Genomic DNA, 23,159 nt, shown 5'->3' with positions numbered 1-23,159 from the left:
CCGGGCGCCGCCGCCCCCGAGCCCGTCAGGGCCCCGCTGGAGGCGCGATCCCGAAGACGCGCTCGTGGCGGGCGCTCACGTGACATCCCATGCACGACGCGACCCGGCCGGCAGAGGTCACCTCGCCATCGGGCGTGACCGTGCCATAGACCCAGCCGGCGTCGGTGCCGGGCGTGTCCGGCGCGACCTTGAGCACCACGTAGGCGCCGGCGAAGCGCGACGCGCGGTAGACGCGATCGCCGTCGCGCAGATAAGGATCGAAATGGTCCGGCGTGCCGGAGGCGCCGTCCGGTGTTGAGGGCTGAGGCTCCGGGAGCTCGGAGGCCCCGTTCTCCACGAGCTCGGGGTGGTAGCTCTCCTTGACGAGGACCTGCCCGACCGGCTGGGACACGGGCGCTTCGCCCTGCACCAGCGGATAGCGGTCGCGGTGCCTCGCGAACACCGAGTAGAGCTTGCGGGCGTGGCCGCCGTCCTCGGCGGCGCTCATGCGGGCACGGCCGGGCAGCGGCAGGCGGCAGAGCCAGGGCGCCCAGCGGAGCTCGTCGTCGACGCGACCCCAGGCCTTGTAGTCGCGAAAGGCCGATGCGACGAGCGGGGCGAAGCGGGCGTCCATCTCGGCGGCCCCATCCGCAGGCGCCGCCGGGGGCGCAGTGGACGGAGAGGAAGACGCGCCGCCGGAGGGAGGGGGCTTCTCGCTCTCGGCATCCGGAGAGATGGGCTCGTCCAGGGGATGGCTGCATGCAGGCGCAAGCGCGAGGAGAAGGAGCAGGGGGAAGCGGGTGGAGCGCATGAGGCCGATCGTACGATCGATCCGCCGGAAAGGCCTGCCGGGCGAGACGGCGCGCCGCGCGAGCCCCGGGAGCGCTGGCGCTGGCCGCCGGCGGCCGTGGTCACGGCGCGGGAGGCGCAGATCCAGCCGGCGGCGCAGATCCGTCCGCCGGCGCTGGCTCTGCCGCGGCGCGGGTCGGCTGGCAGCGGGGACAGAAGTACGTCGACCGCATCAGGGTCCCCTGCCGGCGCATCTGGACCGCGGCGCCGCAGTCGTAACAGGCGCGTCCCTCGCGGCCGTAGACGCCGACAGGCCGCCTGCCGCGATCGAAGCCGGTGCGCGTCGTGCGCGTGTGGAGGTAGTGCGCGGTGGGGCCGCGGTACGCGCCGGAGGCGTCCCGCGGCTCGACATTGGCCTGCAGGAGGCGGCGGCCGAGGTCGAGCATCGCGGAGAGCTCCTCGTCCGAGTACGCCCGGACCGGGGCGAACGGGTCGAGCCGCCTCCGGAAGAGGAGCTCGCTCTTGTAGACGTTGCCGATGCCGGCGACGACGCGCTGGTCCATGATCGCGACCCCGAGGGGCACGTCGTCGAGCGCGCGGAGGCGGCGGAGCGCCTCCGCGGCGTCGAAGCCGTCGCCGAGCAGGTCCGGGCCGAGGCCGCCGAGCAGACGGTCGCCGCGCACGGCGCTCGCGCGGAGCAGGCGCACGATCGGCGCACGGAAGCAGACGGCGACGTAGCCCGGGACCGCGAGGATGGCCGAGGCCGTCGCCTCGGACCGCCTCCAGCGCTCCCCCTCGCGGTAGAGGTGCCAGGCGCCGCTCATGCGCAGGTGCGTGTGGAGGACGGTGCCGTCGTCGAAGAAGATCAAGAGGTTCTTGCCGCGCGCCTCCACGCGCTCGATCCGGCGGCCGACGAGCTGGTCGCACCGCCGGTCGCTCCGGGGCAGCTCCAGGGCGATGACGCGCGCGCCCTCCAGCACGGGGCCCAGGGCAGCGGCGATCCGGAAGAGGGTGTCACCTTCAGGCATGAGCGGCTCCCGGTGGCTCTGGTGCAGACCGGCCGGATCGCAAGGGGCACGCGCGCGGACGGCCTGCCGGTGACGCCGACGCCGATCGTCGTCCTCTCGCCCCGACGCTGGACGCCCACGGTTCGAGGGAGCCGTCTTCGCTCCACAGCCTGCGGGGCGAGCATCTCGAGGCCGCGCTGCGTCGCGTGAAGCGATCCATGGCATACTTGCGCCATGAGCTCTCACGAACGCGACTACGTGGCGATCAACCTCGCGAACTGGAACAGTCGTGTTGCGATTCACGAACAAGGCTATGAGCTTCACAGGTTCCGCGATGACCCGCGGCATCTCTCCGGTGTGGTCGAGTTCGATCGCGCCCGGCTCGGCGACGTGCGCGGCCTCGACGTCGTCCATTTGCAGTGCCACATCGGCACGGACACGCTGTCACTCGCTCGCCTCGGAGCGCGCGTGACCGGCCTCGATTTCTCCGAGCCGGCGCTGGCCGTGGCGCGGCGGCTGGCCGCGGGTTGCGACGCCGGGATCGAGTACGTGTGCAGCAATCTTTACGATGCGGTCGCGGCGCTGGGGGCCGAGCGATTCGACGTGGTGTACACGGGCGTCGGCGCGCTGTGCTGGCTTGACAGCATCCAGCGCTGGGCCACCACCGTGGCGGCGCTGCTGAAGCCGGGGGGTCGCTTGTTCATGCGCGAGGGGCATCCGATGCTGTGGTCGCTCGCCGATCCGCGCCCGGACGGCCTCCTGGTCGTGGAGTATCCTTACTTCGAGGTCGAGGGCGGCACGCTGTTCCACGAGAAGCAGACCTACGTGTCACACGAGGGAGAGCTCGCCGCGCCCGACACCATCGCTTTCAATCACGGCCTCGGCGAGATCATCTCCGCGCTCTTCGCAGCGAACCTGAGGCTGACCGAGCTCACCGAGCACGATTCGGTTCCCTGGAATCCGCTCGGAGCGGCCATGGTGGACGACGGGCGCGGCGAATGGCGGCTCCGCGAAAAGCCAGAGCGACTGGCGGCGAGCTATACCTTGCAGGCCGTCAAGGGCTGAGCGAGCGGGCGATGTACGGGCTGGTCGGGTGAGTTCCCCCGGGAGCCACTGTCGACAACTCCCGCGCAGCGCGCGACGTTCGCCGTCACGCCAGAGTTCGCGCGCTGCTTCACCCTCCTCCGCTACGCTGCGTGGAGCTCCCGCCGCCGAATGAGACGATTGGCAGATAGCCGCATAGGGCGCTCCGGCCGGAGCGCTTGCCCGAGCCGGACAATCGGTCTAAGGTGTCCCGCATAGAACCGGAGGCCGGAGCAGGCCTCCATCGCAAAAAGGAGCTTCCATGCGTCGGTTCGGCCCTGCTACCCGATTGCGGTTCTTCATCGCTGCCCTGACGGCAGGTGCAGCGATGCTGGGAACCACCGCCCTGTTGGCCCCCTCGAGCGACGCGGCGCCCGGGGCAAACTGCACCTACTACAGCGACGAGAGCCACACGACGGTCGTCGGCCAGTACGGCCGCGACTGCTGTAACAACCAGATCGCGTGGGGCACCAAGACGTCGCACCACGAGTGCGGCGGGTGCTTCATCTGCACCCCGCCTCCTCCCTGAGGGAAAGTGCGCCACCCGACGCGCGACGTGGCGCACCGCACCCGCCGGGGAGCGCCGCGAGGGGGCGACGCGCGCCGTCGTTTCCGCTTCAAAAATCACAGATCACGATCTTCCTGCTTGCGGGGGGTTGGCATGAACAAGAACCGTTCTTCTCGATGGCTGTGCGGCACGATCTCGATCGCGCTCGGGATCGCGGCCCTCTCCGGCTGCTCTGGCAGGGTGGACACGGCTGACGCTGGCCCGGGCGGCTCGTCGAGCGCGGGCGGCGCGATGGGAGCGGGTGGCCATGGCGGCAGCGGCGGCGCAACCGGCGCAGGCGGAGCCGGCACGGACAGCACGGGTACTCTGGGCTCCGGTGCGGGCGGCTCCGGCGACGGCGGCGCCGGAGCCTCTGGAACGAGCGGCTCCGGGGCCGGCGGCTCCGGCGACGGGTCGGGGGGTTCGGGCAGCCCGAGCCCCCGCAAGTTCGTCGGCAACATCACGACGAACGGCGCCGTGCGCGACGATTTCATCCAGTACTGGGACCAGATCACGCCCGAGCTCGAGGGCAGGTGGACCTCCATCGAGAGGTCGCGCGGCGTTCGCGACTGGAGCAGGCTCGACGCGGTCTACAGGTACGCGCAGGCCAACGGCATCCCCTTCATGCAGTACAACTTCGTGTGGGGCGAAGCGTCGCTGTCCTGGCTCGGGAATCTCTCCGCGGAGGAGCAGCGGCAGGCCGTGCGGGACTGGATGCAGGCGTTCTGCGAGCGGTACCCCGACACGGACTCCATCATCGTGGTGAACGAGCCGCCGCCCCACACCACGCCTGTCTTCAAGAACGCCATCGGGGGCGACGGCGAGAGCGGCCATGACTGGATCGTCAACTCCTTCAAGTGGGCTCGCGAGTTCTGCCCGGGCTCGACCTTGATCCTCAATGACTACAACAACATCGAGTACGAGAGCGAGCACAAGCGCTTCGTCGAGCTCGTGAAGACGCTGCTCGACGCGGGCGCTCCCATAGACGCCCTCGGCGCCCAGGCTCACGACGCGTACAAGATCGAGACCAGCACCGTGAAGGGCTACATCGACGGGCTCGCCGCCACGGGCCTGCCCGTGTACATCACCGAGTACGACATCAGCCTCTCGGACGACGACGCGCAGCGCCGGGTGATGGAGGAGCAGCTCACGATGTTCTACAACCACAGCGCCGTCAAAGGCATCACCCTCTGGGGCTACGTCGTCGGCTCCACCTGGCGGGACAACACGGGCCTCCTGCACCCGGACGGCACCCTGCGGCCGGCCTTGGCCTGGCTGATGGACTTCCTCGATCGCGGCGAGTGATCCCTCGCCCCGCCGCCCGGACGGCGCGGCGACCGGCGTCGAGCTTCCTCTGCCGACAACAAAGCTTCCGTGTTGCAAATGGCCGATGAGCCGTTCAGGATGATGGCGTTCACCTCATCACCACAAGATTCGATGCGAACTTCCCAGGGCTTCTCCGCAATCACCCTCATGTGCTCGACCTGATGAAGAGCAGCTTCTGTAGAGCTTCCTGCTGGAGCTTGCTCCACCCCAGCTCCACTCGATCCAGCAGGCCCGGACCCGGTGGGTGGGGGCCGGTGCCGACGGGCGCCTGCCGGGGTGGCGCGGCACGCCGTCGGCGTGGCGGGAGGATGGCCGGGTGAGGAGCAGCCGCCGCTCGCAGGTGCCGCCCTTCGCGGTCATGGAGGTGCTCGCCGCCGCCAACGCGCGGCGCGCGGCGGGCGAGCCGGTCATCAGCCTGTGCGCGGGCCAGCCGGGTTCAGGGGCGCCCGCCGTCGTGCGCGCGCGGGCGGCCGCGCTCCTCGCGGACGGGGACCTCGGGTACACCGAGGCGCTGGGCATCCCGGCGCTGCGCCTTGCGCTCGCGGAGCACTACGGCCGCTGGTACGACGTGGACCTCGACCCGTCGCGCGTCGCCCTCACCACCGGGTCGTCGGGCGGGTTCCTGCTCGCGTTCCTCGCGGCGTTCGAGCCGGGTGACCGCGTGGCGCTCGCTCGCCCGGGCTACCCGGCGTACCGAAACATCCTCCGCTCCCTCGGGGTGGAGGTGGTCGAGCTGCCGTGCGGCCCGGGGAGCCGCTTCCAGCCGACCACGTCGCAGCTCATGGCCGCCTACGACGGCGGAAAGCTCGACGGCCTGGTCCTGGCGAGCCCGGCGAACCCGACGGGCACGATGGTCGACGCCGCGGAGCTCGAGGCGATCGCGCGCTGGTGCGCGGAGCATGACGTCCGGCTGGTGAGCGACGAGATCTATCACGGCCTCACGTACGGCGCGTGGGCCGGGCGCCAGGCGACGGCGGCGCGCTACGGCGACGCGGGCGCCGTCGTCGTCTCGAGCTTCTCGAAGTACTGGGCCATGACGGGCTGGCGCCTGGGGTGGCTCGTGCTGCCGCCGGAGCTCGTCCCGCCCGTCGACGCGCTGGCGGGGAACCTCGCGCTGTGCCCGCCCGCCCTGGCGCAGCACGCGGCGCTCGCGGCCCTGACCCCGGAGGCGTACGCCGCGGCGGACCGGCTGGTGGAGGGCTACGCGGCCGCGCGCGACCTGCTGCTGCGGCGGCTGCCCGAGCTCGGCTGGGAGGTCGCCCCGCCCGACGGCGCCTTCTACCTGTATGCCGACGTCGGTACGGACGACTCGGTCGCGTGGTGCGAGCGGCTGCTCGCCGACACGGGCGTCGCGCTCACGCCGGGCACCGACTTCGACGGCGAAGGCGGCGCGCGGTACGTCCGGCTGTCCTTCGCGGCCCCGGTCGAGCAGGTCGACGAGGCGGTGACGCGGATCGTCGCCTGGCAGCGCGCGCGGTGACCGACGAGCGGTCACCATCGGCTGTCTCCCACTCCCTTCTCCCCTGGGTGTGAGAACGCCTTGCGTCCCAGCCCCGCGCCGCCCGGGGTGGTTTACATTGGCGGTTCCAACAGCAGGAGAGACCGCATGACCGATTTGTCGTCCTTCCCCGTCGCGCGCAAGTGGCCCGCGCGGCATCCCGACCGCATCCAGCTCTACTCGCTGCCCACGCCCAACGGCGTGAAGGTGTCGATCGCGCTCGAGGAGACGGACCTGCCCTACGAGGCGCATCGTGTCGCCTTCGACACCAACGACCAGTTCTCGCCCGAGTTCCTCTCGCTCAACCCGAACAACAAAATCCCGGCGATCCTCGACCCGCAGGGCCCGGGCGGCAAGCCGCTCGCGCTGTTCGAGTCCGGAGCGATCCTGCTGTACCTGGCGGAAAAGAGCGGGCGGCTGCTGCCGCAGGAGGCGGCGCGCCGCTACGAGACGATCCAGTGGGTGATGTTCCAGATGGGCGGCATCGGCCCGATGTTCGGCCAGCTCGGCTTCTTCCACAAGTTCGCCGGCAAGGACTACGAGGACAAGCGGCCGCGCGACCGCTTCGTGGCGGAAGCGAAGCGGCTGCTGGGCGTCCTCGACGGCCACCTGCGCGGCCGCGCGTGGATGATGGGCGATGACTACACCATTGCCGACATCGCGATCTTTCCGTGGGTGCGCAACCTCGTGGGCTTCTACGGCGCGGGCGAGCTGGTGGGGTTCGACGACTTCAAGGAGGTGAAGCGTGTGCTCGACGCCTTCGTCGCGCGGCCGGCGGTGGTGCGCGGGCTGGACATTCCGGCGAGCAACGCCTGACCGCCAGCCTGGGGGAGGCGCCGGGGCCGGGTACGTCAGTGGGCCCCGGGCCGGGCAGCGCGGTAAGCCCTCTCGACGGACCGAAGCGACGAGCTGCTACCGGGGCACCAGCACCGAGACGCTGTGGGCCGGCATCGCGTACGTGAAGGCGTTCGTGGCGCCCGGCGTGACCGGCTCCGCAGGCGCGAGATCCGCCTCGTCGCCCGTCAGCTGCCACACGTCGACGGCCGTGTAGCTCCCGTAGGCGGCGAGGGTCACCGCGGCCGTGAGCGGGGCCGTGGTCTTGTTGAGGGCGACGAGGACCATGCGGCTCGGATCGGCCTCGTCGATGCTCGCGTACACGGTGGCCCTGGCGACGTCGCTCGTCTCGGCGTGGATGGACGTGTCGCCGAAGCGCGCGCCTTGCCCGTCGTAGCTCGTGAAGGCGCGCACGCCGGCCCGGAGCATCGAGACCTCTGCGCCGGGGTCCCAGATCGTCGCGACGAACACGCCCTCTCGGCCGAAGACGCCGAGGGCGTCGGCCTGGGCGATCGCGCCGGAGATGTGGTTGCCGCCCCCGAAATTGTACTCGGTGAAGCCGAGAGCGGTGCCCGGGTAATGGGCGTCGATCAGGCCGCGGAGCCACGGGATGAGCATGATCGGGCCGCTCAGGACGTCGTTCGCGATCCAGCTGTCCTCCACGAAGGTGGGATCCCAGAGCGAGCGCGGCGCCTGGACGCGGGCCTCGACGGACTCCGGGGAGGCGTCGGCGCCCGTGATGCGCTCGCCGTTCGCGTAGATCTCCGTGTACCAGTGCAGGTCGAGCACGTCGACAAGCCGGCGACCCTCGCTCGCCTCGGCGGCCTTCATGGCGTCGAGGTAATGCTCGATGAAGTTGCCGTCCGCGTCTGGCGCGCCCTGCAAGCTGACATAGCCGGAGTATCCATACGAGACGAAGCCGGTGACGAGCGCGTTCGGCGCGACCTCCTTGATCGCGGACGCAAACTCGATGTTCTCGTCGACGAGCTCGGCATAGGTCACCGGCTCCGGGTGGATGCGCTCGTGGGTGTGGTTCCAGAGGTCGGGCTCGTTGTCGAGCGAGAACAGGACGTTCGCGACCTCGCCCTGGAAGGCCTCGGGGAAAGCTTGCTTCATCCAGGCGACGAACTCGTCCTGGTACACGGCGTTGTCGTCGAGATCGGGCGACGAGGAGAAGGGGGCGCCCTTGCGCGCAATCGTGGGGTGGAAGCGGGTCTCGAGGTAATCCGGGGTCTGGTTGACGTCGCCGCCGCCGTCCTTGTCGGCCGCGACATACCCGCAGATGGGGACGGTCGCGATGAAGGCGGCGCCGTGCGTCAGCGCGTCCTCGGCCAGCACGCGCACCGCCTCGCCAGGGACATCGCCGCTCTGGCTGTTCCCGACGAGGTGGGCATCGTTCTGATGCATGTAGTCCGAGCCTGCGTTGGAGGCGTTGTTCTCCCAGTTGTACGCGGTCATGCGGTTGCCGCCCATGCGCACGACGGTCGTGCCGCGCTGCTCGCCGTCCAGGTCCTCCGCCCAGTTGACCCCGTAAATGAGCGGGCTGATGGGGCGCACCCCTTGATCGGCGCGCACCGTGAAGGCGACATCGCCCGGCCCGGGATCGCCGGGCTCGACGAGGCCCGCGGGAGGATGGCCGCCCGACCCGCCCTGGCCGCTGCTGGCCGTGCCGGTGCCGCCGCCCGAAGCGCCGGCACCGCCGCCAGCAGTGCCGGCACCGCCGCCAGCAGCGCCGGCGCCTCCGCTGCCGTTCGAGGAACTGGCACCGTCATCGCCGCAGCCAAGGAAGGCGGCAGACGCGACGAGGGCAAGCAGAGCGTGGAGGATGGGAGCGCGTCGAGAGGGCGCGGGGCGATGGTGCCCCCTGTTCGGCGGCGTCGCCGCTCCTCCTGGCGTGCGCTCGCCAGAGCCGGCGGTCGCGACCAGGCCGGGGCATCTCATGCCATGGGCTCGCGAGCGCCCTCCCCTACCGAAAAGTGACAAGGCCTCGCGCTCAGAGGCGAACGCACCCGATGTATAAGCACTCATTACAATGATCTCCTGCCGACCATCATTTCCTGACCGGCCGTAAGTTATGTGTATTTATTAATACTGTCTGCTCCTCTTCGGCATCGACGCACCGCGCGAGCCGGCGTCGCCGTGCGTCGCAAAGACGCGACGCGTTGACACTCTGCTCGATCCACCGGGGGTCGGCGCCGTGTGGAACTGCTGGCCCTCTCCCCCCTTTCGCGCGCAGCCAGGGGAAAAGAGCAGCTGGCTTCGAAGCGAGCTACCGGCGGATCAGCGCCGGGTCCATCGGGTCCACGGCGCCGCCGGGAGGCGGCTCGGCGGCAGGGCGTGAGCGCTCGACAGCGGGCGCCGCAGGGGGGCTGTGGTGGGCCGCCGGCGCGGCGGGCCCGGCGCGGGCGCTGGACGGCGGGCGCGCTGGCGGACTCGGCGATGGCGCCCCGGCCACCGGCCCTGCGCGCTGCGCAGGCGGCGCGCCGTTCGAGGACCCTGCGCCCCGCGAAGGCGGCGTGTCCGCCGAGGCCTCGGCGTCCGGAGAGGACGCCGCCGCGCTCGTCGTCGCCGCGGACGGCGGGGGCGCGGCTGCAGCCGCGGCTGCGCTGCCCTGGAGGGCCTGGCTCGGGCTCGGCGTCACCTCGGCCGACGGCGCCGTCGGAGCGACGGAGGCAGACGCCGCGGGCGTGCCGTCCGCGACCCCCGGCGCGCGCTGCGCGGCGAGCAGCACGGCGCCGAGCGCGAGCGCCGCGCCCACGCCCAGGATGAGCGCGCCGCGCCGCCCCCTGGGAGCGGCCGGCGCATCCCAGGTGCGCGCGGTGATCGCCCGCTCCGAGACGACGCCCTCCGGGCGCGCGGCCGGCTCGTCAGCGACCGCGGCGCCGGCCCCGGCGACGCGGGTGATGCGCTCCACCGAGAGCCGAGACCCCTCCGGCGCGTGCGGCCCGAGCGCCTGCGCGAGCTCGGCGATGCTCTGAAAGCGCCGCGCCGGATCCTTCTCCAGGCAGCGGAGCACCACCGCCGCGAGGCCCTCCGGCGCCTCCGGGCAGCCGTCGCGGAGCCTCACGGGAGCGCCGGCGGCGATCTTCGCGCCCATGGCCATGAAGCTCTCCGCCTCGAACGGCGGACGGCCGGTGAGGAGCTCCTGCAGCACGACGCCGAGCGACCAGATGTCCGCGCGGGCGTCGACGCGCTTCGTGCTCTCGAGCTGCTCGGGCGACATGTAGAGCGGAGAGCCCATGACCGCGTCCGGCGCCGTGATGCTCGCGTCGACAGGGAGCGTCTCCGAGCGCGCAGCGTCGCTGGCGCGCGACATCTTCGAGATGCCGAAATCGAGCACCTTGACGAGCGGCGAGCCGTCCCTCCGGGTGGTGAGGAACAGGTTCGAAGGCTTCAGATCCCGGTGGACGATGCCGAGCGCGTGCGCCTCGGCGATCGCCTCCCCCGCCTGGAGCACATAGTCCACGGCCACCCCGACCGGCAGCCGCTTCCTGTCGTGCAGGACCTGCCCGAGGTCCTTGCCGCTCAGGAACTCCATCACGATGAACGGCGTGTCGTCGTCGAGCGTGCCGACGTCCATCACCCGCGTGACGTGCTCGCTCTCGAGCCGCGACGTCGCCCGCGCCTCGCGGAGGAAGCGCGCCACGTCCCCGCCGCTCTTCCTGCCGCGCAGGAGCTTCAGCGCCACGTTCCGGTCGAGCGGCTCGTGCCACGCGAGCAGCACGACGCCCATCCCGCCGCTGCCCAGCGTCCGGATCACCCGGTACTTGCCGGCGATCAGCGTCCCCGGCGCCGTCGGCTGCGCCGGATCGCCGGCCGCCGCGGCCGGGGCGGCGTCGAGGCCCTTGTCGGCGAGGAGGGCGGCGAGCTCGCGCGCGACCTCGGCGGCGCTCGCGGGGCGGCCGCCGGGGTCCTTGGAGAGCATCCGCGCGATGAGCGCCTCGAACGCCGGCGGGGCGAGCGGACAGAGCTCCCGCACCGCGGGAGGCCGCTCGACAAGGATCTTGACCAGCACCGCCTCGGTGTCCGCGCCCATGAACGGCGCCCGGCCGGTCAGGCACTCGAAGAGCACCGCGCCGAGCGCGAACAGGTCGGTGCGCGCGTCGGGCGTCGCCGCGCCGCGCACCTGCTCGGGTGCCATGTAGCTCGGCGTGCCGACGAGCGTCCCTGGGCCCGTGACCGCCGGCGCGTTGTCCTTCCCGCGCGCAAGCCCGAAATCGAGGAGCTTGACCCGATCGGCGGCGCCGTCCTGCAGGAAGACGTTGCTCGGCTTGATGTCCCGATGGACGAGCCCCTTCTCGTGCGCGGCGGCGAGGGCGTCCGCGACGCCGTGCCCGACGCGCGCCGCGTCGCGGACGCCGAGCGGGCCCTCGGCGAGCCGCTCCGCGAGCGTCACGCCGACGAGCCGCTCCATCGCGAGGTACCGCTCGCCCAGCGCGGTGCTGCCGTGGGCGACGTAGCCGACGATCCCCGGGTGGGAGAGCGCGGCGAGCGCCTCGGCCTCCCTGTCGAAGCGCGCGCTCGTCGCCTCGTCGACGTCGCGCAGGAGCTTGAGCGCCACGCTGCGGTGCCCCTCGCGGTCCCACGCCTCGAAGACGACGCCCATGCCGCCCTCGCCGAGCAGCGTGTCGAGCTCGAACCTGCCCGCGACGACCTCGGGCTCGGCCGCGAGCGAGACGAGGCGCCCGACGCGCGCGTCGTCGAGGAAGGTCATCGGACGCCCCCGAGCAAGGCGCGGGACTCCGCCTCGAACTCGGCCTCGGAGCCGGTGATCTCCCGCAGCTTCTCGAGGAGCAGACCGCGGAACTCGCGCCGCGCGAAGGCGAGGTAGTTGGTCACGTCGGTGACCTTGATCCCGAGCTCCGCGGCGAGCTCAGCATAAGTGGGGCGGTCCTCCGGGCCGTCTTCGAGCACGTAGCGCTCGAAGACGCGGAAGGTGAGCTGCTTGCCGCCCCGCTCGCAGCGCTCGCGGAGGGCATCGACCGCCGTCCCGACCAGGTGCCGCGTCCACTCCCGGTCGAAGTACGTGTCGAGCGAGTCGGGCGCTGGCACGGCGAGCACATCAATCTCCCGCTCGGCAGAGGGGAAGTCAAGGCTGAGCGTCACGGCATGTCCGCCGCGCTTCTGTCGCCCGCTGCTCTCGGCCTCCTTCATGACGAAGCGGTCGAGGCACATCTTCAGATAGGTGCGGAACAGGGCCAGCGAAGGGTCGTACGCGGAGAACGTGCGCTGCTCGATCGCTCGAGCGAAGAAGCCCTGCGTCAGATCGGCCGCGCGCTCGCCTTCGATGCGCCAGCGGACGCGGAGGTGCTTGTACACCGGCTTCCAGTAGGCGCGCACGAGGATCTCGAACGAGCGCGCCCGCTCCGCCGGGTCATCGCTGCCGACCGCGACGACGGCCGACCTGTGGGTCGTCGGAAACCTGCCTCGCGGGGCCCCGCGCGAGAAATCGTCGTCCATGTCTAAAGGAACGTGGGGGGCGCGCGGAATAGGATCATCGACGAGGCGAAGCTACCACAGGCCGACCCCGGACGGGAGCTCCGGCGGGCCGCCGGCGCAGGACGCATCACGGGCCTGCCGGCGCTCCGAGCACTGGCGCTGCGCTGCGCTGCGCGCTGCGGGCGCTCGTCGCGGCCACGCCGCGGCGCGGCCTCGGGGGCGCTCGACGCTGGATCCAACCTTCCGTGAAGAAGAGGAGAACAGAACATGAAAAAGGCATCTCTCTTGGTCCTCGCCCTGCTGCTCACCGCGTGTGAAGAAGAAGAAAGGATGGCATTCGGGATCGACGTCCAGGCGTACGATCCCGAGTTTTCGGCATCTCACTGCGCTTTTGCAGGGGAGACCGAGACCATCGGCAGTCTCACCGTCTTCGACGACGCACAGCAGCCGCCGCGGCCCCATTACAAGTTCGAGTTCGAGTCGGACTCCGACGAGCAGGTCTACCATGTGCGGGTGTCCGACGCGACTGCGGTCGACGAGGAGGCGAGGTGGCCCGTCCTCGCGGAGCGAACCTACGACAGCGCGTTCGGAGAGTCCGGCGGCCAGGACTCGTTTGTTGTCGACTTGAATGGGGAGCAGGTTACCTTCACGGTGCTGGGCATTCCGGCCGAGGGCGGGTGCCCGCAGAGCGGCCTCCCGGACCCGAGCGATGCTCCGACCCCCTCCGACCGCTAGCGCCCCCCGAGGACAACGTGAACCCGCTCCGGAGGACAACGTGAACCCGCTCCGTCCGTTTCGCCGCACGCTCTGGGCTCCCCTCTCCGCTGCGCTCCTCGGCGCCTCGGCGCTGCTCTGGGGCCGGCAGGTCGCCGCCGAGGAGAGCGCCGCCGAGAAGCTGTTCCGGGAGGGCCGCGCGCTCCTTGTCGAGCAGCGCTTCGCCGAGGCCTGCCCCAAGCTCGAGGAGAGCCAGCGGCTGGAGCCGAGCCTGGGAACGAAGCTCAATGTGGCCTTCTGCCATGAGCGGCTCGGCGACGTGGCCACGGCCTGGGTCGGCTTCCAGGAAGCGTTGACCACGGCGCGCACCGAGGGAGATGCCGCGCGGGAGGCGTTCGCCAGGAGCCGGATCGAGGCGATCGCGCCGCGCGTGCCCTGGCTCCGGGTGCGCGTTTCGGCGGGCGACGCCGGCGCGGATCAGGTGGCGATCCTGATCGACGGCGCGGCGCTCGATCCGGTCGCGTGGGACAAGGAGCTGCCGGTGGATCCGGGCGAGCACGTCGTGGCCGCGGCGCACCGCGGCGAGGTGTTCTGGCAGACGACGGTGGCGCTGAGGGAGTCGGAGCGCGCGGACGTCGCCGTCCCGCCGGCCGCGCCGGTGGAGCCGGCCCCCGCGGCCGTGTCGAGGCCGGAGCAGCGGCCCACGGCGCCGCGCGCTGGAGCGCGCGAGGCGAGGAGCGCGCGCGCCGCCGCGCCGGGGGCAGCGGGCGGCTTCGTCTATGAGGCGGGCGTGCTCGTCGGCTTTCTCTGGCTGGAAGCAGGCAAGAACGATGGCTGCATCACCAGGTACGGGACATGCTCCTTCGATGCCGAGACCGATAGCTTCCTCGCAGGGGCGACGGGGTTCGTCGGATATACGGCGATGGAGCGCCTCGATCTCGGCCTTCGCGCCCAGATCGGCCTTCACTCGAGCGAGGGCATTCTCTTCGCGCTCGGCCCCTCGGCGTCGTACCTGCTCGGTGAGCGCTTCAGGGTGGGCTCAACACTGCTCTTCGGCACGGCGACGCATACCGCGGAGGTCTACGAGCAGGGCGGGTATCTACCGGATGGGTCCAGCACCGGTTACGGCGATGAAGGCCCGGTCGAGACCGATTTGCCTCTCGGATTTTCTCTGGGCCTGGGCGCCGAGCTCGGCATGAAGCTCATGGACAGCCCGGCGGGCTCGCTCTTCTTGCAGGCCACGCCGCTGTTCCTCGTCGGCGCGGACGGCGTGGCGGCGTCTCTGCCGCTCGGCGTCGCCTACCGATGGAACTGACGTCCTGAACAGGCCGAGCAGTCGACCGATCGCCTCGTGACCGACCCGGGCCGCCACCTCATCCCCGAGCGCGAGGGCGCGGCTCGGGGTGCTGGCGAGCGAGGCGACCACCGCTGCCCGAGGCGACGGCTCGGCGGTCGCGATCTCTCCGACCTCGGGGCCGCCTCATTGTTCGGCGGCGCGGCGCTAGCACCAAACGCCCCCGAGCCCTTCGGAGCGTTCACTGACGACTTCCGCCTCAATGCATGTTGGGCGGAGAGGAAGAAGGAAAGATTCACAGGGAGGCGGGGAGGCGGGGAGGCGAGAGATGGGGATCAGTCATTCGAACCAGCAGGCTCGGCGCTGACGGCTTCGGGCGGCATCGATGCGGGGCGGCTGGTGGTGCCGGGGTGGTCGTCTTCGGTGCGACATCGGGAGAACCGGACAGCCTCCGCACCGCGGCGTACCAGGCGTCGGATCCCGCGGCGGAGCACCGGCGTGTTGAAGTTGACGAGCAACCCGACGTCCAGGTCCGTCAGCTTCAGGTATGTGAGCACCTGAGCTTCATGGACTGGCAGCAGGTGATCGACGGCCTTGAGCTCCAGTATGAGCCTCTCCTCGACGACAACGTCGAGTCGATAACCACAGTCGAGCATGGCTCTCTTGTAGGTCACTGGAAGTGACCTTTGCCTCGCGAAGCTCAAGCCCATGAGCGACAGTTCATGACACAAGCATTGTTCGTAGACAGACGCCAGGAGCCCGGGGCCGAGGTGGCGGTGCACCTCGATGCACGCTCCGATGACTCGCTCGGACAGCTCCCACAATCTTCTCGTTTCCCTGTCTCGCTGTGCCCCGTCGATGCTCATGGCTATCTATCGACGCGGGACCAGCTCTGGTTGCGCGAACTTGACATCACCGGGAACCGCCCTACAAACGAGCGACCTGAAAGCCGTCGGCCCCAAGCGAGCAGGCTCGGACGATGGTCCCCACCTCTCGCCTCTCCCCCTTGGTCTGTATATCTCTCTCTCCTCCCCGTCTCCCCGTCTCCCTGTGTACTCTCTCTTGCTCTGTCTCCCGCCCAACAAGCCGCGGGGGCCGACCGCGCTTTGGGGTGTCGCGTCGTGATGGGGTTCGCCGCCAGGGGCCGGCTGCCGTCAGACGCACGGCCTGTGCTGCCAAGTGCTGCGGAAGTGGGTTCTGGCAGCGCGAAGGGCTGCCGGGGCGTTTGGTGCTAGCCGGTGGGCGGCGCGCCCTCGGACGTCCCCTTCGGTGCCGGCGGCGCCCCGGCGCCGTTCGGTGCTGCGGCGGGCGCTGCGCCGTTCGGTGCGGCGGCGGGCGCCGCGCCGTTCGGTGCGGCGGCGGGCGCCGCGCCGGCAGCCGGCGCTGGCGCGGCCGCCACGGGCGGCGCGTCTGTGTCTTCCGGCTCGGGCGCGGCGTCGCTGGGCGCCGCCCCGCGGCCGCCGCGGCCCTTGTAGAGCGACGGCGCGACCGTCTCGGCGTCGCCCTCGTTCCAGCGCAGGTAGGCCACGGCGCGGCGGGTCTGGTCGTAGGCGTGCGCGAGCAGCGCAAACGCGCGCGCCCGCTTGTCCGCGGCCTCGGTCGGTCCGGGCCCCTTGCCGTGCTCCCGCACGCCGAGGGCGGCGAGGAGCTGCGGCCCGATCTCCCCGGCGCGCTTCACCTCGTCCTCGGTCGCCGCCGTCTTGCCGGCGATGTCGGACCAGCTCCCGCCGAAGAGCGCCGAGAGCGCCACGAGGTCGTTGGCCGTGTCGATGTGCCCGTGGCCCGCGCGGATCTCCGCGACAGCGTCCGCGTCGAGCAGCCCGCGACGGGCGAGCGCCTCGGCGTCGCCCAGCAGGTTCTCGCGCAGCGCGGCCGCCTCGGCGAGCAGCGGCTTCAGCGCGTTCTCGGCGCCTCCGCTGGACAGCCATTGAAGGTGCGCGTACCAGGCGGCGAGCGCGTAGCTCTCGAGACGGTCGAGCGCCGCGACATCGTGCTGCCGCAGGTGCTCGACGATGGCGGGACGCAGCGCGAGCAGGCCTGGCAGCACGCCGAGCACCTGCGAGACGGCGCGAGGAATGTCGATCTTGATGGAGATGAGCCGATCCGGGCTCAGCGCCTCGATCTCGGGGAGGATCCTGTCGAACGCCGCCGCCGCCCGGGGCGGGGCCGCGGGCTTCGTGGGAGCTGGCTTCTTCTTGTTGACCGGAGTGGAAGGCTTGGCCATGAGGGGAACACCTCTCGTTGATGCCCTTCGCCGGGCGGCGGAGGAACATGATCCCCCTGCCCCCGGCGCTGGACGCGTTGTGAGCGTCCGGCCCCCGCCGGACGTTCCGGGCAGGAGTAAGCACCTGTCCCGTACGGTCAACGGGCCTGGCAAGATCCCGACGGCAGCTCGCCGGTGGTCGTGAGGGGGCGCCTGGGAAGACCGTCTCCGATGCCGGAGGAAAGCTCAGCTGCCCCGGCAGGACCGCCTCCGATGCCGGAGGAAAGCTCAGCTGCCCGGGTGACGACCGGGAGCGCCTCCGTCTCGCGGCTTCGGCGGCGCTCGTGCAGAGGTTCGACCGCAACGATCCGCTGCCGGCCGACCCGCTGGAGGTGCTCTGCGCCGGCGGCGCAGAACGAGCGGACGATCTGTAACTGCCACAAGGTCAGCGAATCGTCGCTCCGAGAGGCGATCCTGGGGGGGGCGCCCCGGCGACGCGGAATCAGGCTAATTCAGGGCAGGAGTGTCCCACTCTTTCCACTCCGACAAGTCGCCAGTGGCCTTGCTCGAAGCCGAAATGACGCCGGGCTCACTCCCGGCATTCGTCAGGAATTTGCGGATGCTCTTCTTCAATGGATCTGCCCATTCAGGCCTCTGCGCGCAATGACCGCCGTCCGCCACCGCCGAGACGTAGGAGATGCTATCCCCTGCCCCCAGCGCCTTGAACACCTCCGCTCCGGCCAAGGCGGCCACGTGCGCAGACCTGGGGCCGAGGTTCGCGATATGTGGATTATCCATGATGAACAGCCCGCGCGGCGCGACCATGGCCACCACCTCATGGGTGTCTACGGGCAGAGCCGTCACGTTGCTGGTGAACGATCCAAACGCGTCGCCCAGCCAGTAGGTCTCTCCATAAGCGCTGCCCGGATTCTGGGCTCCTTCCCCGGGGATCCCGCGCCATATCGGCACGCCGGCGCTGCCGGACTCGATCGGCAAGGTCAGAGCGATGCGCTGATCGAAGGCGCCTATCGTGAAGGCGCCCTTGCCGAAGCGGGAGCATCCGGAGACCCCGATGGCCTCCGCCTTGAGGATGTCACCGCCCAACTGCTCGATGACGTCGATGATCCGGCTGACGCCCCAGGACCACGCGACCAGGAGCCCTGCGGAGCTGCTCGAGCCGTAGAGGTCGTAGAACGCCCCTTGCTTGCTATCTCGAGACCCGGATTCGCTTCCAACGGCGTAGGGGTCGTAGTTGAGAATAGCTACGCCTTCGCTCTTGACGAGGTTGATGTCCAGTGGAAACCCAAACAAGCCTCTTCCCAGGCCAACGATCGCCGGGTAAGGCCCCGTTCCGCCGCTGGGCAATTCAACGCTGACCTCGAAGCTGGTGCTCTTGCCTTGATAAGACACGTTGACGATGATGCCCGTGCTGGAGACGGTCCCCGAAACCGTCTCGGGCTTCGGCGGTTTTTCGCCATATATGTACTTCTCAGCCTGCTTTTTGATCTCTTGCCTTCGGCAGCGCCATTCGGCCTTGGTGGACATGCGCGCTCCGTCGAGCTTCTCGAAGGGGTCGGGCAGCTTGGCGATGCCCGGTAGAGAGCCCGCATCCGGCAGACCAGGGACTTCACAATCGGCACCCTCGTCTTCCACGAAGGTCGGCCCAGGGGTCCCGCCTGAGCCGCTGGTCTGCGCGCCGCCGGTGCCTGCGCCGGCGTCGCCTGAGCCGGCGTCACCGCAAGCTGCAAGGGCGACACATGCGGGCACAAGGGCCGAGATCAGGAGGACTCGCTGGAGTTTCATGTGCGTTCTCACCTTCATGCTGTGTAAAAACATCGGCGTAAGTCGGTATGGGTCCGGAACAGATGACCGAGGAGTACCGGCGGTTGACCGATCCCCGTGATCATTCCCGTACGCCGCGGAAGTGATTTGGCGGGCGACGGAATTCAGGCGCCGGGCTGGCTCGCGGCCCACGCGAAGCGATCGTCGACCCCCGCGCTCCCGCCGCTCTCCTCGCTGACCCGCTCGGCCCAAGCGAAGCGCCCGCTCCCGCGCGCCTTCACGCTCGCAGACGCCTCTCCCCTCCAGGCGAACCGGTCGCCGCCCGAGGTCTCGTCGATCTCGACGTCGGCGTCCTCCCCCGCGATGGCGTCGTAGACGCCGCCCCGGTCTCCGAGCGCGAACGGCCCGAAACTGTGGCCGTCCGAGCCCGCGTCGAGGTCCCCGAGGTCGTGGTGCTGCGCGTCGACCGCGCTGTAGACCTTCCCACCGATCTTCTTCGAGTACTTGAACCCGTTCGCAAGGGCCGTGTACTTGAGGACGCCGCTGACCTTCCTCGACCGGAGGAGGTTCTGCTCGGTCACCTTCTTCCACGTCTTGACGGCGAGGATCGTGTCCTTCGCCGACGCAATCGCTGTACGGGATCTCGTCGTCGTGCAGGACCTCCTCCCGCCCCGGGGCGTCGAGATCGCACCGCCCGTTGTGGATCCGGTAGGTGCGCTTCATGACCCAGGCGATCCATCGGCGCCCGTCGGGCTCGCCCTGGAGCAGCAGCTCGGTCCTGCGGCGCGGTCGCTGCGCGCGCGCGGGGCTCGACGCGCAGGTGGTGGAGGTGCCGAGCGGCGTCGACGGGTCGTACTTCCAGTGCGCTCCGCGGGACCCGTGGGTCAGCGCGCTGCAGGGCAACGCGGTCGTCGTGCTCGAGGGCTTCCACGCGGAGCGCCCGCGCATCCAGAGCGCGCTGCCGGACGCGCGCGTCGCCGGGGCGATGTACGGTCTCGACGACGCCGACCCCGACGCGCCGAGGCGGCTCGCGTTCCATGCCGACGGCCTCCACGTGGATGCCGACCGCCTGCTGTGCACGATCACCTGGCGCGCCCACGTCGATCTGCGCGACCTCGCGCAGCGCGAGCGCCTGATGGTGGTCGCCGGCGTGGGCATCAGGAGCGCCACGGCGGCGATGGCCCGGGCGCCCTCACCGCCGGCCGCAGCGCCGTCGCTGCCCGTCGCGGTGCCCATGCCGCCCGTAGCTCCAGCGCCTGCCGCAGCGCCGTCGCCGTCCGTCGCGGCAGGCGCAGCGCCCCTCGAGGAGCCGGTCCCGATCGAGCGCTACGCCGCCGTCGTCGCGGAGCTCGCCGACAAGGGCGCGCTGCGCAGCAAGGTGCTCTCTGAAGCGCGGCGTGGGAGCGCTGCCAACGAGCATTCGCGACGTGAACCGCACGCACCGATCGGCCCCCCCCGTCGATCCCCCTGGAAGCGAAGCGAGATCGTCCGCGACCGGCCGCGCGAGTCATCGCTTGCTCGCGACGTCCTGGGCATCGCGCGCGTGCCCTGGCGAGCTCGACGCGCTCGCTCGCGGCGCCCGGCCGCGACCGTGTGCACGGATTCATCGAAGAACGACGGCCTTTTCTGTATCCTCTTGGCTCCTTCTTGAGGCAAACGCGAGACCCCACCAGATGCCCATGAGAGCAAGAAACCATGACCGCAGCACTTCGTCGCTCAAGGACATTCCGTCCCAGCCTCGCCCAACTCATTTCCGTGACGGTACTATCCCAAAACGGATGCACGATCTTCGATGAAAAACCACCACCGACGTGCATGGATCCATCCCCCACGTGCCAAGCGCTGTGTGTACAGGGACCCGGATTCCCTCAGCCGATTTACTGCGGGAGAACGACGCCGCGACAAGAACAATTTATGAATATCCTAGGCACAAAAAAATGCAATGAATGGCGCGAGTCACTACCCCCCAGCGATGACCCCAGTCTAATCATCACCCCTCAAATGGTTGGAATAACGCCGATCGAGAAGGATCCCTGCTACTACTAGCCCACACTACCCTGAAGACCCATTTCACCATACCAACTGCCCTCAGGCGACGATCATCATCACCCCGCAACACTCGACAGATGGGAACCCCACCGAAACCGAAAACATGGATTTTATCGGGATCCATCGCGGTCGCCGCACTCGCGGCGGCATACACTATGGGAAGAATTTCGGCAGAGAGCGACAACCGGACTCAATCACACCACGACGTCGCCAGCAAGGACGATCCCGATCTTCGGTCGACTCTGAGCGCTATCCGGAAACGGTTGGCCAGCTGCGAAAAGACCCTCCAGCGTCGCGACCACCATCTTCAGAAGAGAGAGGAAAAGCCACACACTAACGCTAATAATCCCACGGTCTCACCTGCGCCAGAGGTCCCGAAGCAATGCATCGTCGTATCGCAAGCGACGGATCTGACCGCCAACTGCACCAACTTCAGGAGACATTTCAACGCATACAAGGCAATATTGGGCAGCAGCATGCTCGACTGTAGAACCGTCCTGAGCATTCGAGAACTGGCTATAAAACAATCCTCGATTTGCGCCATCGTTACAAGATCTTTCGATGGCGGATCGCAGCCAGATCCCACGAGCGATCCTCACGGCATCGACGCGATGAAAAATGCCCATATAGTCAGAAGCGAGCATGGCGTCATCGACATGAATGATCTGGTGAAGAACCCAGAGTGCATAAATCGCATGCAGGCCGAATAACTCGAACCTATTTCACGCGGCGTCCATCTCGCGAGAGCCATCGACCCGCTGTTCGAACAGGCCAGGGCCGCCGTGCTTGCGCACGCCATCAGGACTTCAACCCGCAACGTTCGACACATGGGAACCTCACCGAAGCCAACAACATGGATTGGATTTGGGGTCATCGCGGTCGCCGCACTGGCGGCGGCATACAACCTCGGAAGAATCTCGGCAGAGAGCGACAACCAGCCTCGATCACGCCAGGACGCCGCGAGCAAGAACGCCCCCTATCTTCAGTCGACTCTGAGCGTCACCCGGAAGCGGTTGGCCAACTGCGAAAAGGCCCTCCAGCGTAGCGATCCACATCTTCAGAACAGCGAGAGAAAGCCCCACGCCAACGAAGACAAACCCACTCCTTCATCTGAGCCAGAGCTTTTGGAGCAATGCATCATCGCATCGCAACCGAACGATCTGCATAATATGTCCATGGATTGCAGAGACTTCTGGTGGCTATTCAACGCATACGAGGAAATACTGGGCAGCAGCACGATCGACTGCGAAACCGTCCTGAGCATCCGAGATCTGGCCCGATCGCAACAATCGATTTGCACCGCCATTATAAGATTCTTAGAGGACCCGTCGCAGCCAGATGTCACGAGCAGCATCCTCGGCCTCAGTGCGATGGAAAACGCTTATGTGTTCAAGAGCGAGCACGGTGACGTCGACATCGATGAGTTGGTGAAGAACCCAGCGTGCATAGCCCGCATGCAGACCGAATGACTCGAACATACTTCACGCCGCCGTTCATCTCGTGGGAGCCATCGACCCGCCGTTCGAGCAGGCCATGGCAGCCATTCTTGCGCGCGCTATCAGGGCTTGGAGTGTTCTCTCTTGCCGCTCTGGCATCTGCGCAAGAGCGACGGCCCCCAAAGAAATTCCATTGGGACGGCCTCTACCTCAACGGCATTGTTCAGACGAAGCTCCCCCATCTTGCAAGACTCGGAGTCACTTACGGCGGCGGAACGCCTCCGGGGGCTGTCCATACGGTCATGGTGAGCTTCGGACAGACCGCGAGCCCCACCCAGGAGCTCAACATCGGGTATCTCATAGGCGTTGGAGTGGGCAAGGAGAACATCTCGACGATAGAAGACAAGGAATTGGGGGTCCATGCCACGTTCGAAGCCGGAGCGTTCCGGGCGAGCGCGGCCACGAGCCTTCAATTCTACAAACTGATCGGAGCCGTTCTTCCCATGTTCACCACGACCTTGAGGCCACAGGGGACCCTTGTCCGGACCACGCATGTCGATCTGTTCCTCGGTGCAGACGTCTATTCCCGCAATCTCAACGTCCAATTCGGATTCACGTCCGGATTACGCTTCAAGGACATAAGAATCTTCGATCGAAGCATGGACGGGCTCCTGTCGATCACGGAGATGAACGCTTGGACCAGCGTTCCAACGCATGGAACCCTCTGGGCGGCCTATGTCGAATCGCGCCTCGGGATCGTCATCGATCTGGAGCCCGACAAGGGAGACAAGGGAGAAGAGCGCGACCGGATCCGTGAGTATGGGCAGCTCTGATCGGTCGCGACAGGGACGCCGCTCGCCTTGTCGCTCTCGCTCAGGCGTCCGGCCGGGGTCAGGTTCTCGAGCAGCCACTCGCTCGTCCGCCCTTCTCGATCTCCTTCGGGCCCGCCGCCCGGGGCAGCGCCTCGCGCACGGCGAACCGGAGCGCCCGGGCGAGGTCCGGCAGCTCCATGAGCTCGTCGACCGCGATCCCGGGCAGGTGCTCGCGCACGGCCTTCACAACAGCCTGATCTGCCTGATTTTTTGCTTCCGGCCGCGCTCCCGGAGCCACGGCTGTCGACTCTCTTACTCCTGGATGCGGCCCGGCAGGCCCTGGTGCATGGCCGTCCCTGACGGGTGG

21 protein-coding genes are annotated in these 23,159 nt (G+C 69.1%); 11 read left to right on the top strand and 10 right to left on the bottom strand.

What is annotated here, in order from left to right; genetic code table 11:
- Positions 1–25: 25 nt before the first annotated feature.
- Entirely contained in the window at positions 26–790 is a 765-nt protein-coding gene (locus tag WMF36_RS18650; protein ID WP_437580963.1) for a hypothetical protein, read from the bottom strand.
- A gap of 100 nt (positions 791–890) precedes the next feature.
- Positions 891–1,796, bottom strand: a complete 906-nt coding sequence (locus tag WMF36_RS18645; RefSeq protein ID WP_437580962.1) for a DNA-formamidopyrimidine glycosylase family protein — start codon at positions 1,794–1,796, stop codon at positions 891–893.
- Positions 1,797–2,009: 213 nt separating this feature from the next.
- Here WMF36_RS18645 and WMF36_RS18640 point away from each other — a divergent pair, with 213 nt between their 5' ends.
- From WMF36_RS18640 to WMF36_RS18620, 5 genes are all read left to right on the top strand, one after another.
- Positions 2,010–2,840 (top strand): class I SAM-dependent methyltransferase, encoded by an 831-nt coding sequence (locus WMF36_RS18640; RefSeq protein ID WP_437580961.1) that lies wholly within the window; start codon positions 2,010–2,012, stop codon positions 2,838–2,840.
- A 346-nt stretch (positions 2,841–3,186) separates the two neighbouring features.
- Entirely contained in the window at positions 3,187–3,387 is a 201-nt protein-coding gene (locus WMF36_RS18635) for a DUF6289 family protein (protein WP_437580960.1), read from the top strand.
- Between the two features lie 132 nt (positions 3,388–3,519).
- Positions 3,520–4,710: an endo-1,4-beta-xylanase gene (locus WMF36_RS18630; protein WP_437580959.1), complete on the top strand. Its 1,191-nt coding sequence runs from the start codon at positions 3,520–3,522 to the stop codon at positions 4,708–4,710.
- A 337-nt stretch (positions 4,711–5,047) separates the two neighbouring features.
- Entirely contained in the window at positions 5,048–6,211 is a 1,164-nt protein-coding gene (locus tag WMF36_RS18625; protein ID WP_437580958.1) for a pyridoxal phosphate-dependent aminotransferase, read from the top strand.
- A 126-nt stretch (positions 6,212–6,337) separates the two neighbouring features.
- Positions 6,338–7,045, top strand: a complete 708-nt coding sequence (locus WMF36_RS18620; protein ID WP_437581936.1) for a glutathione S-transferase N-terminal domain-containing protein — start codon at positions 6,338–6,340, stop codon at positions 7,043–7,045.
- A 96-nt stretch (positions 7,046–7,141) separates the two neighbouring features.
- Here WMF36_RS18620 and WMF36_RS18615 read toward each other — a convergent pair whose 3' ends face one another.
- The 3 genes from WMF36_RS18615 to WMF36_RS18605 form a co-directional block, all read right to left on the bottom strand.
- Positions 7,142–8,620, bottom strand: coding sequence for a glycoside hydrolase family 44 protein (locus WMF36_RS18615; protein ID WP_437580957.1), 1,479 nt, complete (start codon positions 8,618–8,620; stop codon positions 7,142–7,144).
- A gap of 712 nt (positions 8,621–9,332) precedes the next feature.
- Complete coding sequence (locus WMF36_RS18610) at positions 9,333–11,777, bottom strand: serine/threonine-protein kinase (RefSeq protein ID WP_437580956.1); 2,445 nt, start codon at positions 11,775–11,777, stop codon at positions 9,333–9,335.
- Complete coding sequence (locus tag WMF36_RS18605; protein ID WP_437580955.1) at positions 11,774–12,523, bottom strand: RNA polymerase sigma factor; 750 nt, start codon at positions 12,521–12,523, stop codon at positions 11,774–11,776. The genes WMF36_RS18610 and WMF36_RS18605 overlap by 4 nt, the downstream gene beginning before the upstream one ends.
- A 246-nt stretch (positions 12,524–12,769) precedes the next feature.
- Between WMF36_RS18605 and WMF36_RS18600 the strand changes: the two genes are divergently transcribed.
- Both WMF36_RS18600 and WMF36_RS18595 read left to right on the top strand, forming a co-directional pair.
- A complete protein-coding gene (locus WMF36_RS18600) occupies positions 12,770–13,237 on the top strand; it encodes a hypothetical protein (protein ID WP_437580954.1) in 468 nt (155 codons plus the stop codon).
- Positions 13,238–13,277: 40 nt separating this feature from the next.
- Positions 13,278–14,531 (top strand): hypothetical protein, encoded by a 1,254-nt coding sequence (locus tag WMF36_RS18595; protein ID WP_437580953.1) that lies wholly within the window; start codon positions 13,278–13,280, stop codon positions 14,529–14,531.
- Positions 14,532–14,845: 314 nt separating this feature from the next.
- On the opposite strand, the gene WMF36_RS18590 is transcribed toward WMF36_RS18595, so the two are convergent.
- The 4 genes from WMF36_RS18590 to WMF36_RS18575 all read right to left on the bottom strand — a co-directional run bounded on the left by WMF36_RS18590 (position 14,846) and on the right by WMF36_RS18575 (position 19,076).
- The gene (locus WMF36_RS18590; protein WP_437580952.1) at positions 14,846–15,376 is read right to left on the bottom strand and encodes a GxxExxY protein; all 531 of its coding nucleotides are present in this window, start codon (positions 15,374–15,376) and stop codon (positions 14,846–14,848) included.
- 365 nt (positions 15,377–15,741) lie between these two features.
- Positions 15,742–16,734: a hypothetical protein gene (locus WMF36_RS18585; RefSeq protein WP_437580951.1), complete on the bottom strand. Its 993-nt coding sequence runs from the start codon at positions 16,732–16,734 to the stop codon at positions 15,742–15,744.
- Positions 16,735–17,220: 486 nt separating this feature from the next.
- Positions 17,221–18,516, bottom strand: coding sequence for a glucuronyl esterase domain-containing protein (locus WMF36_RS18580; protein WP_437580950.1), 1,296 nt, complete (start codon positions 18,514–18,516; stop codon positions 17,221–17,223).
- A 143-nt stretch (positions 18,517–18,659) separates the two neighbouring features.
- The gene (locus WMF36_RS18575; RefSeq protein ID WP_437580949.1) at positions 18,660–19,076 is read right to left on the bottom strand and encodes a hypothetical protein; all 417 of its coding nucleotides are present in this window, start codon (positions 19,074–19,076) and stop codon (positions 18,660–18,662) included.
- Positions 19,077–19,216: 140 nt separating this feature from the next.
- Between WMF36_RS18575 and WMF36_RS18570 the strand changes: the two genes are divergently transcribed.
- The 4 genes from WMF36_RS18570 to WMF36_RS18555 all read left to right on the top strand — a co-directional run bounded on the left by WMF36_RS18570 (position 19,217) and on the right by WMF36_RS18555 (position 22,813).
- Positions 19,217–20,146, top strand: coding sequence for a DUF2169 domain-containing protein (locus WMF36_RS18570; protein ID WP_437580948.1), 930 nt, complete (start codon positions 19,217–19,219; stop codon positions 20,144–20,146).
- A gap of 475 nt (positions 20,147–20,621) precedes the next feature.
- A complete protein-coding gene (locus WMF36_RS18565; protein ID WP_437580947.1) occupies positions 20,622–21,254 on the top strand; it encodes a hypothetical protein in 633 nt (210 codons plus the stop codon).
- A 117-nt stretch (positions 21,255–21,371) separates the two neighbouring features.
- Positions 21,372–22,013 (top strand): hypothetical protein, encoded by a 642-nt coding sequence (locus WMF36_RS18560; RefSeq protein ID WP_437580946.1) that lies wholly within the window; start codon positions 21,372–21,374, stop codon positions 22,011–22,013.
- Positions 22,014–22,114: 101 nt separating this feature from the next.
- Positions 22,115–22,813, top strand: coding sequence for a hypothetical protein (locus tag WMF36_RS18555; protein WP_437580945.1), 699 nt, complete (start codon positions 22,115–22,117; stop codon positions 22,811–22,813).
- A 58-nt stretch (positions 22,814–22,871) separates the two neighbouring features.
- On the opposite strand, the gene WMF36_RS18550 is transcribed toward WMF36_RS18555, so the two are convergent.
- The gene (locus WMF36_RS18550) at positions 22,872–23,039 is read right to left on the bottom strand and encodes a hypothetical protein (RefSeq protein ID WP_437580944.1); all 168 of its coding nucleotides are present in this window, start codon (positions 23,037–23,039) and stop codon (positions 22,872–22,874) included.
- Positions 23,040–23,159 lie beyond the last annotated feature (120 nt).

It is taken from the genome of Sorangium sp. So ce887 (assembly GCF_051521455.1).
In the GTDB taxonomy this organism is placed as follows: domain Bacteria; phylum Myxococcota_A; class Polyangia; order Polyangiales; family Polyangiaceae; genus Sorangium.
This window is presented reverse-complemented; position numbering and strand designations above follow the sequence as displayed.

What these genes read in the sequence shown, in the direction of transcription:
- WMF36_RS18620 (WP_437581936.1), top strand. Translation starts at nt 6,338, where the DNA reads ATGACCGATTTGTCGTCCTTCCCCGTCGCGCGCAAGTGGCCCGCGCGG.
- WMF36_RS18605 (WP_437580955.1), bottom strand. Translation starts at nt 12,523, where the DNA reads ATGGACGACGATTTCTCGCGCGGGGCCCCGCGAGGCAGGTTTCCGACG.
- WMF36_RS18590 (WP_437580952.1), bottom strand. Translation starts at nt 15,376, where the DNA reads ATGAGCATCGACGGGGCACAGCGAGACAGGGAAACGAGAAGATTGTGG.
- WMF36_RS18570 (WP_437580948.1), top strand. Translation starts at nt 19,217, where the DNA reads ATGACCCAGGCGATCCATCGGCGCCCGTCGGGCTCGCCCTGGAGCAGC.
- WMF36_RS18645 (WP_437580962.1), bottom strand. Translation starts at nt 1,796, where the DNA reads ATGCCTGAAGGTGACACCCTCTTCCGGATCGCCGCTGCCCTGGGCCCC.
- WMF36_RS18630 (WP_437580959.1), top strand. Translation starts at nt 3,520, where the DNA reads ATGAACAAGAACCGTTCTTCTCGATGGCTGTGCGGCACGATCTCGATC.
- WMF36_RS18635 (WP_437580960.1), top strand. Translation starts at nt 3,187, where the DNA reads ATGCTGGGAACCACCGCCCTGTTGGCCCCCTCGAGCGACGCGGCGCCC.
- WMF36_RS18585 (WP_437580951.1), bottom strand. Translation starts at nt 16,734, where the DNA reads ATGGCCAAGCCTTCCACTCCGGTCAACAAGAAGAAGCCAGCTCCCACG.
- WMF36_RS18640 (WP_437580961.1), top strand. Translation starts at nt 2,010, where the DNA reads ATGAGCTCTCACGAACGCGACTACGTGGCGATCAACCTCGCGAACTGG.
- WMF36_RS18580 (WP_437580950.1), bottom strand. Translation starts at nt 18,516, where the DNA reads ATGAAACTCCAGCGAGTCCTCCTGATCTCGGCCCTTGTGCCCGCATGT.
- WMF36_RS18565 (WP_437580947.1), top strand. Translation starts at nt 20,622, where the DNA reads ATGGGAACCCCACCGAAACCGAAAACATGGATTTTATCGGGATCCATC.
- WMF36_RS18600 (WP_437580954.1), top strand. Translation starts at nt 12,770, where the DNA reads ATGAAAAAGGCATCTCTCTTGGTCCTCGCCCTGCTGCTCACCGCGTGT.
- WMF36_RS18560 (WP_437580946.1), top strand. Translation starts at nt 21,372, where the DNA reads ATGGGAACCTCACCGAAGCCAACAACATGGATTGGATTTGGGGTCATC.
- WMF36_RS18610 (WP_437580956.1), bottom strand. Translation starts at nt 11,777, where the DNA reads ATGACCTTCCTCGACGACGCGCGCGTCGGGCGCCTCGTCTCGCTCGCG.
- WMF36_RS18650 (WP_437580963.1), bottom strand. Translation starts at nt 790, where the DNA reads ATGCGCTCCACCCGCTTCCCCCTGCTCCTTCTCCTCGCGCTTGCGCCT.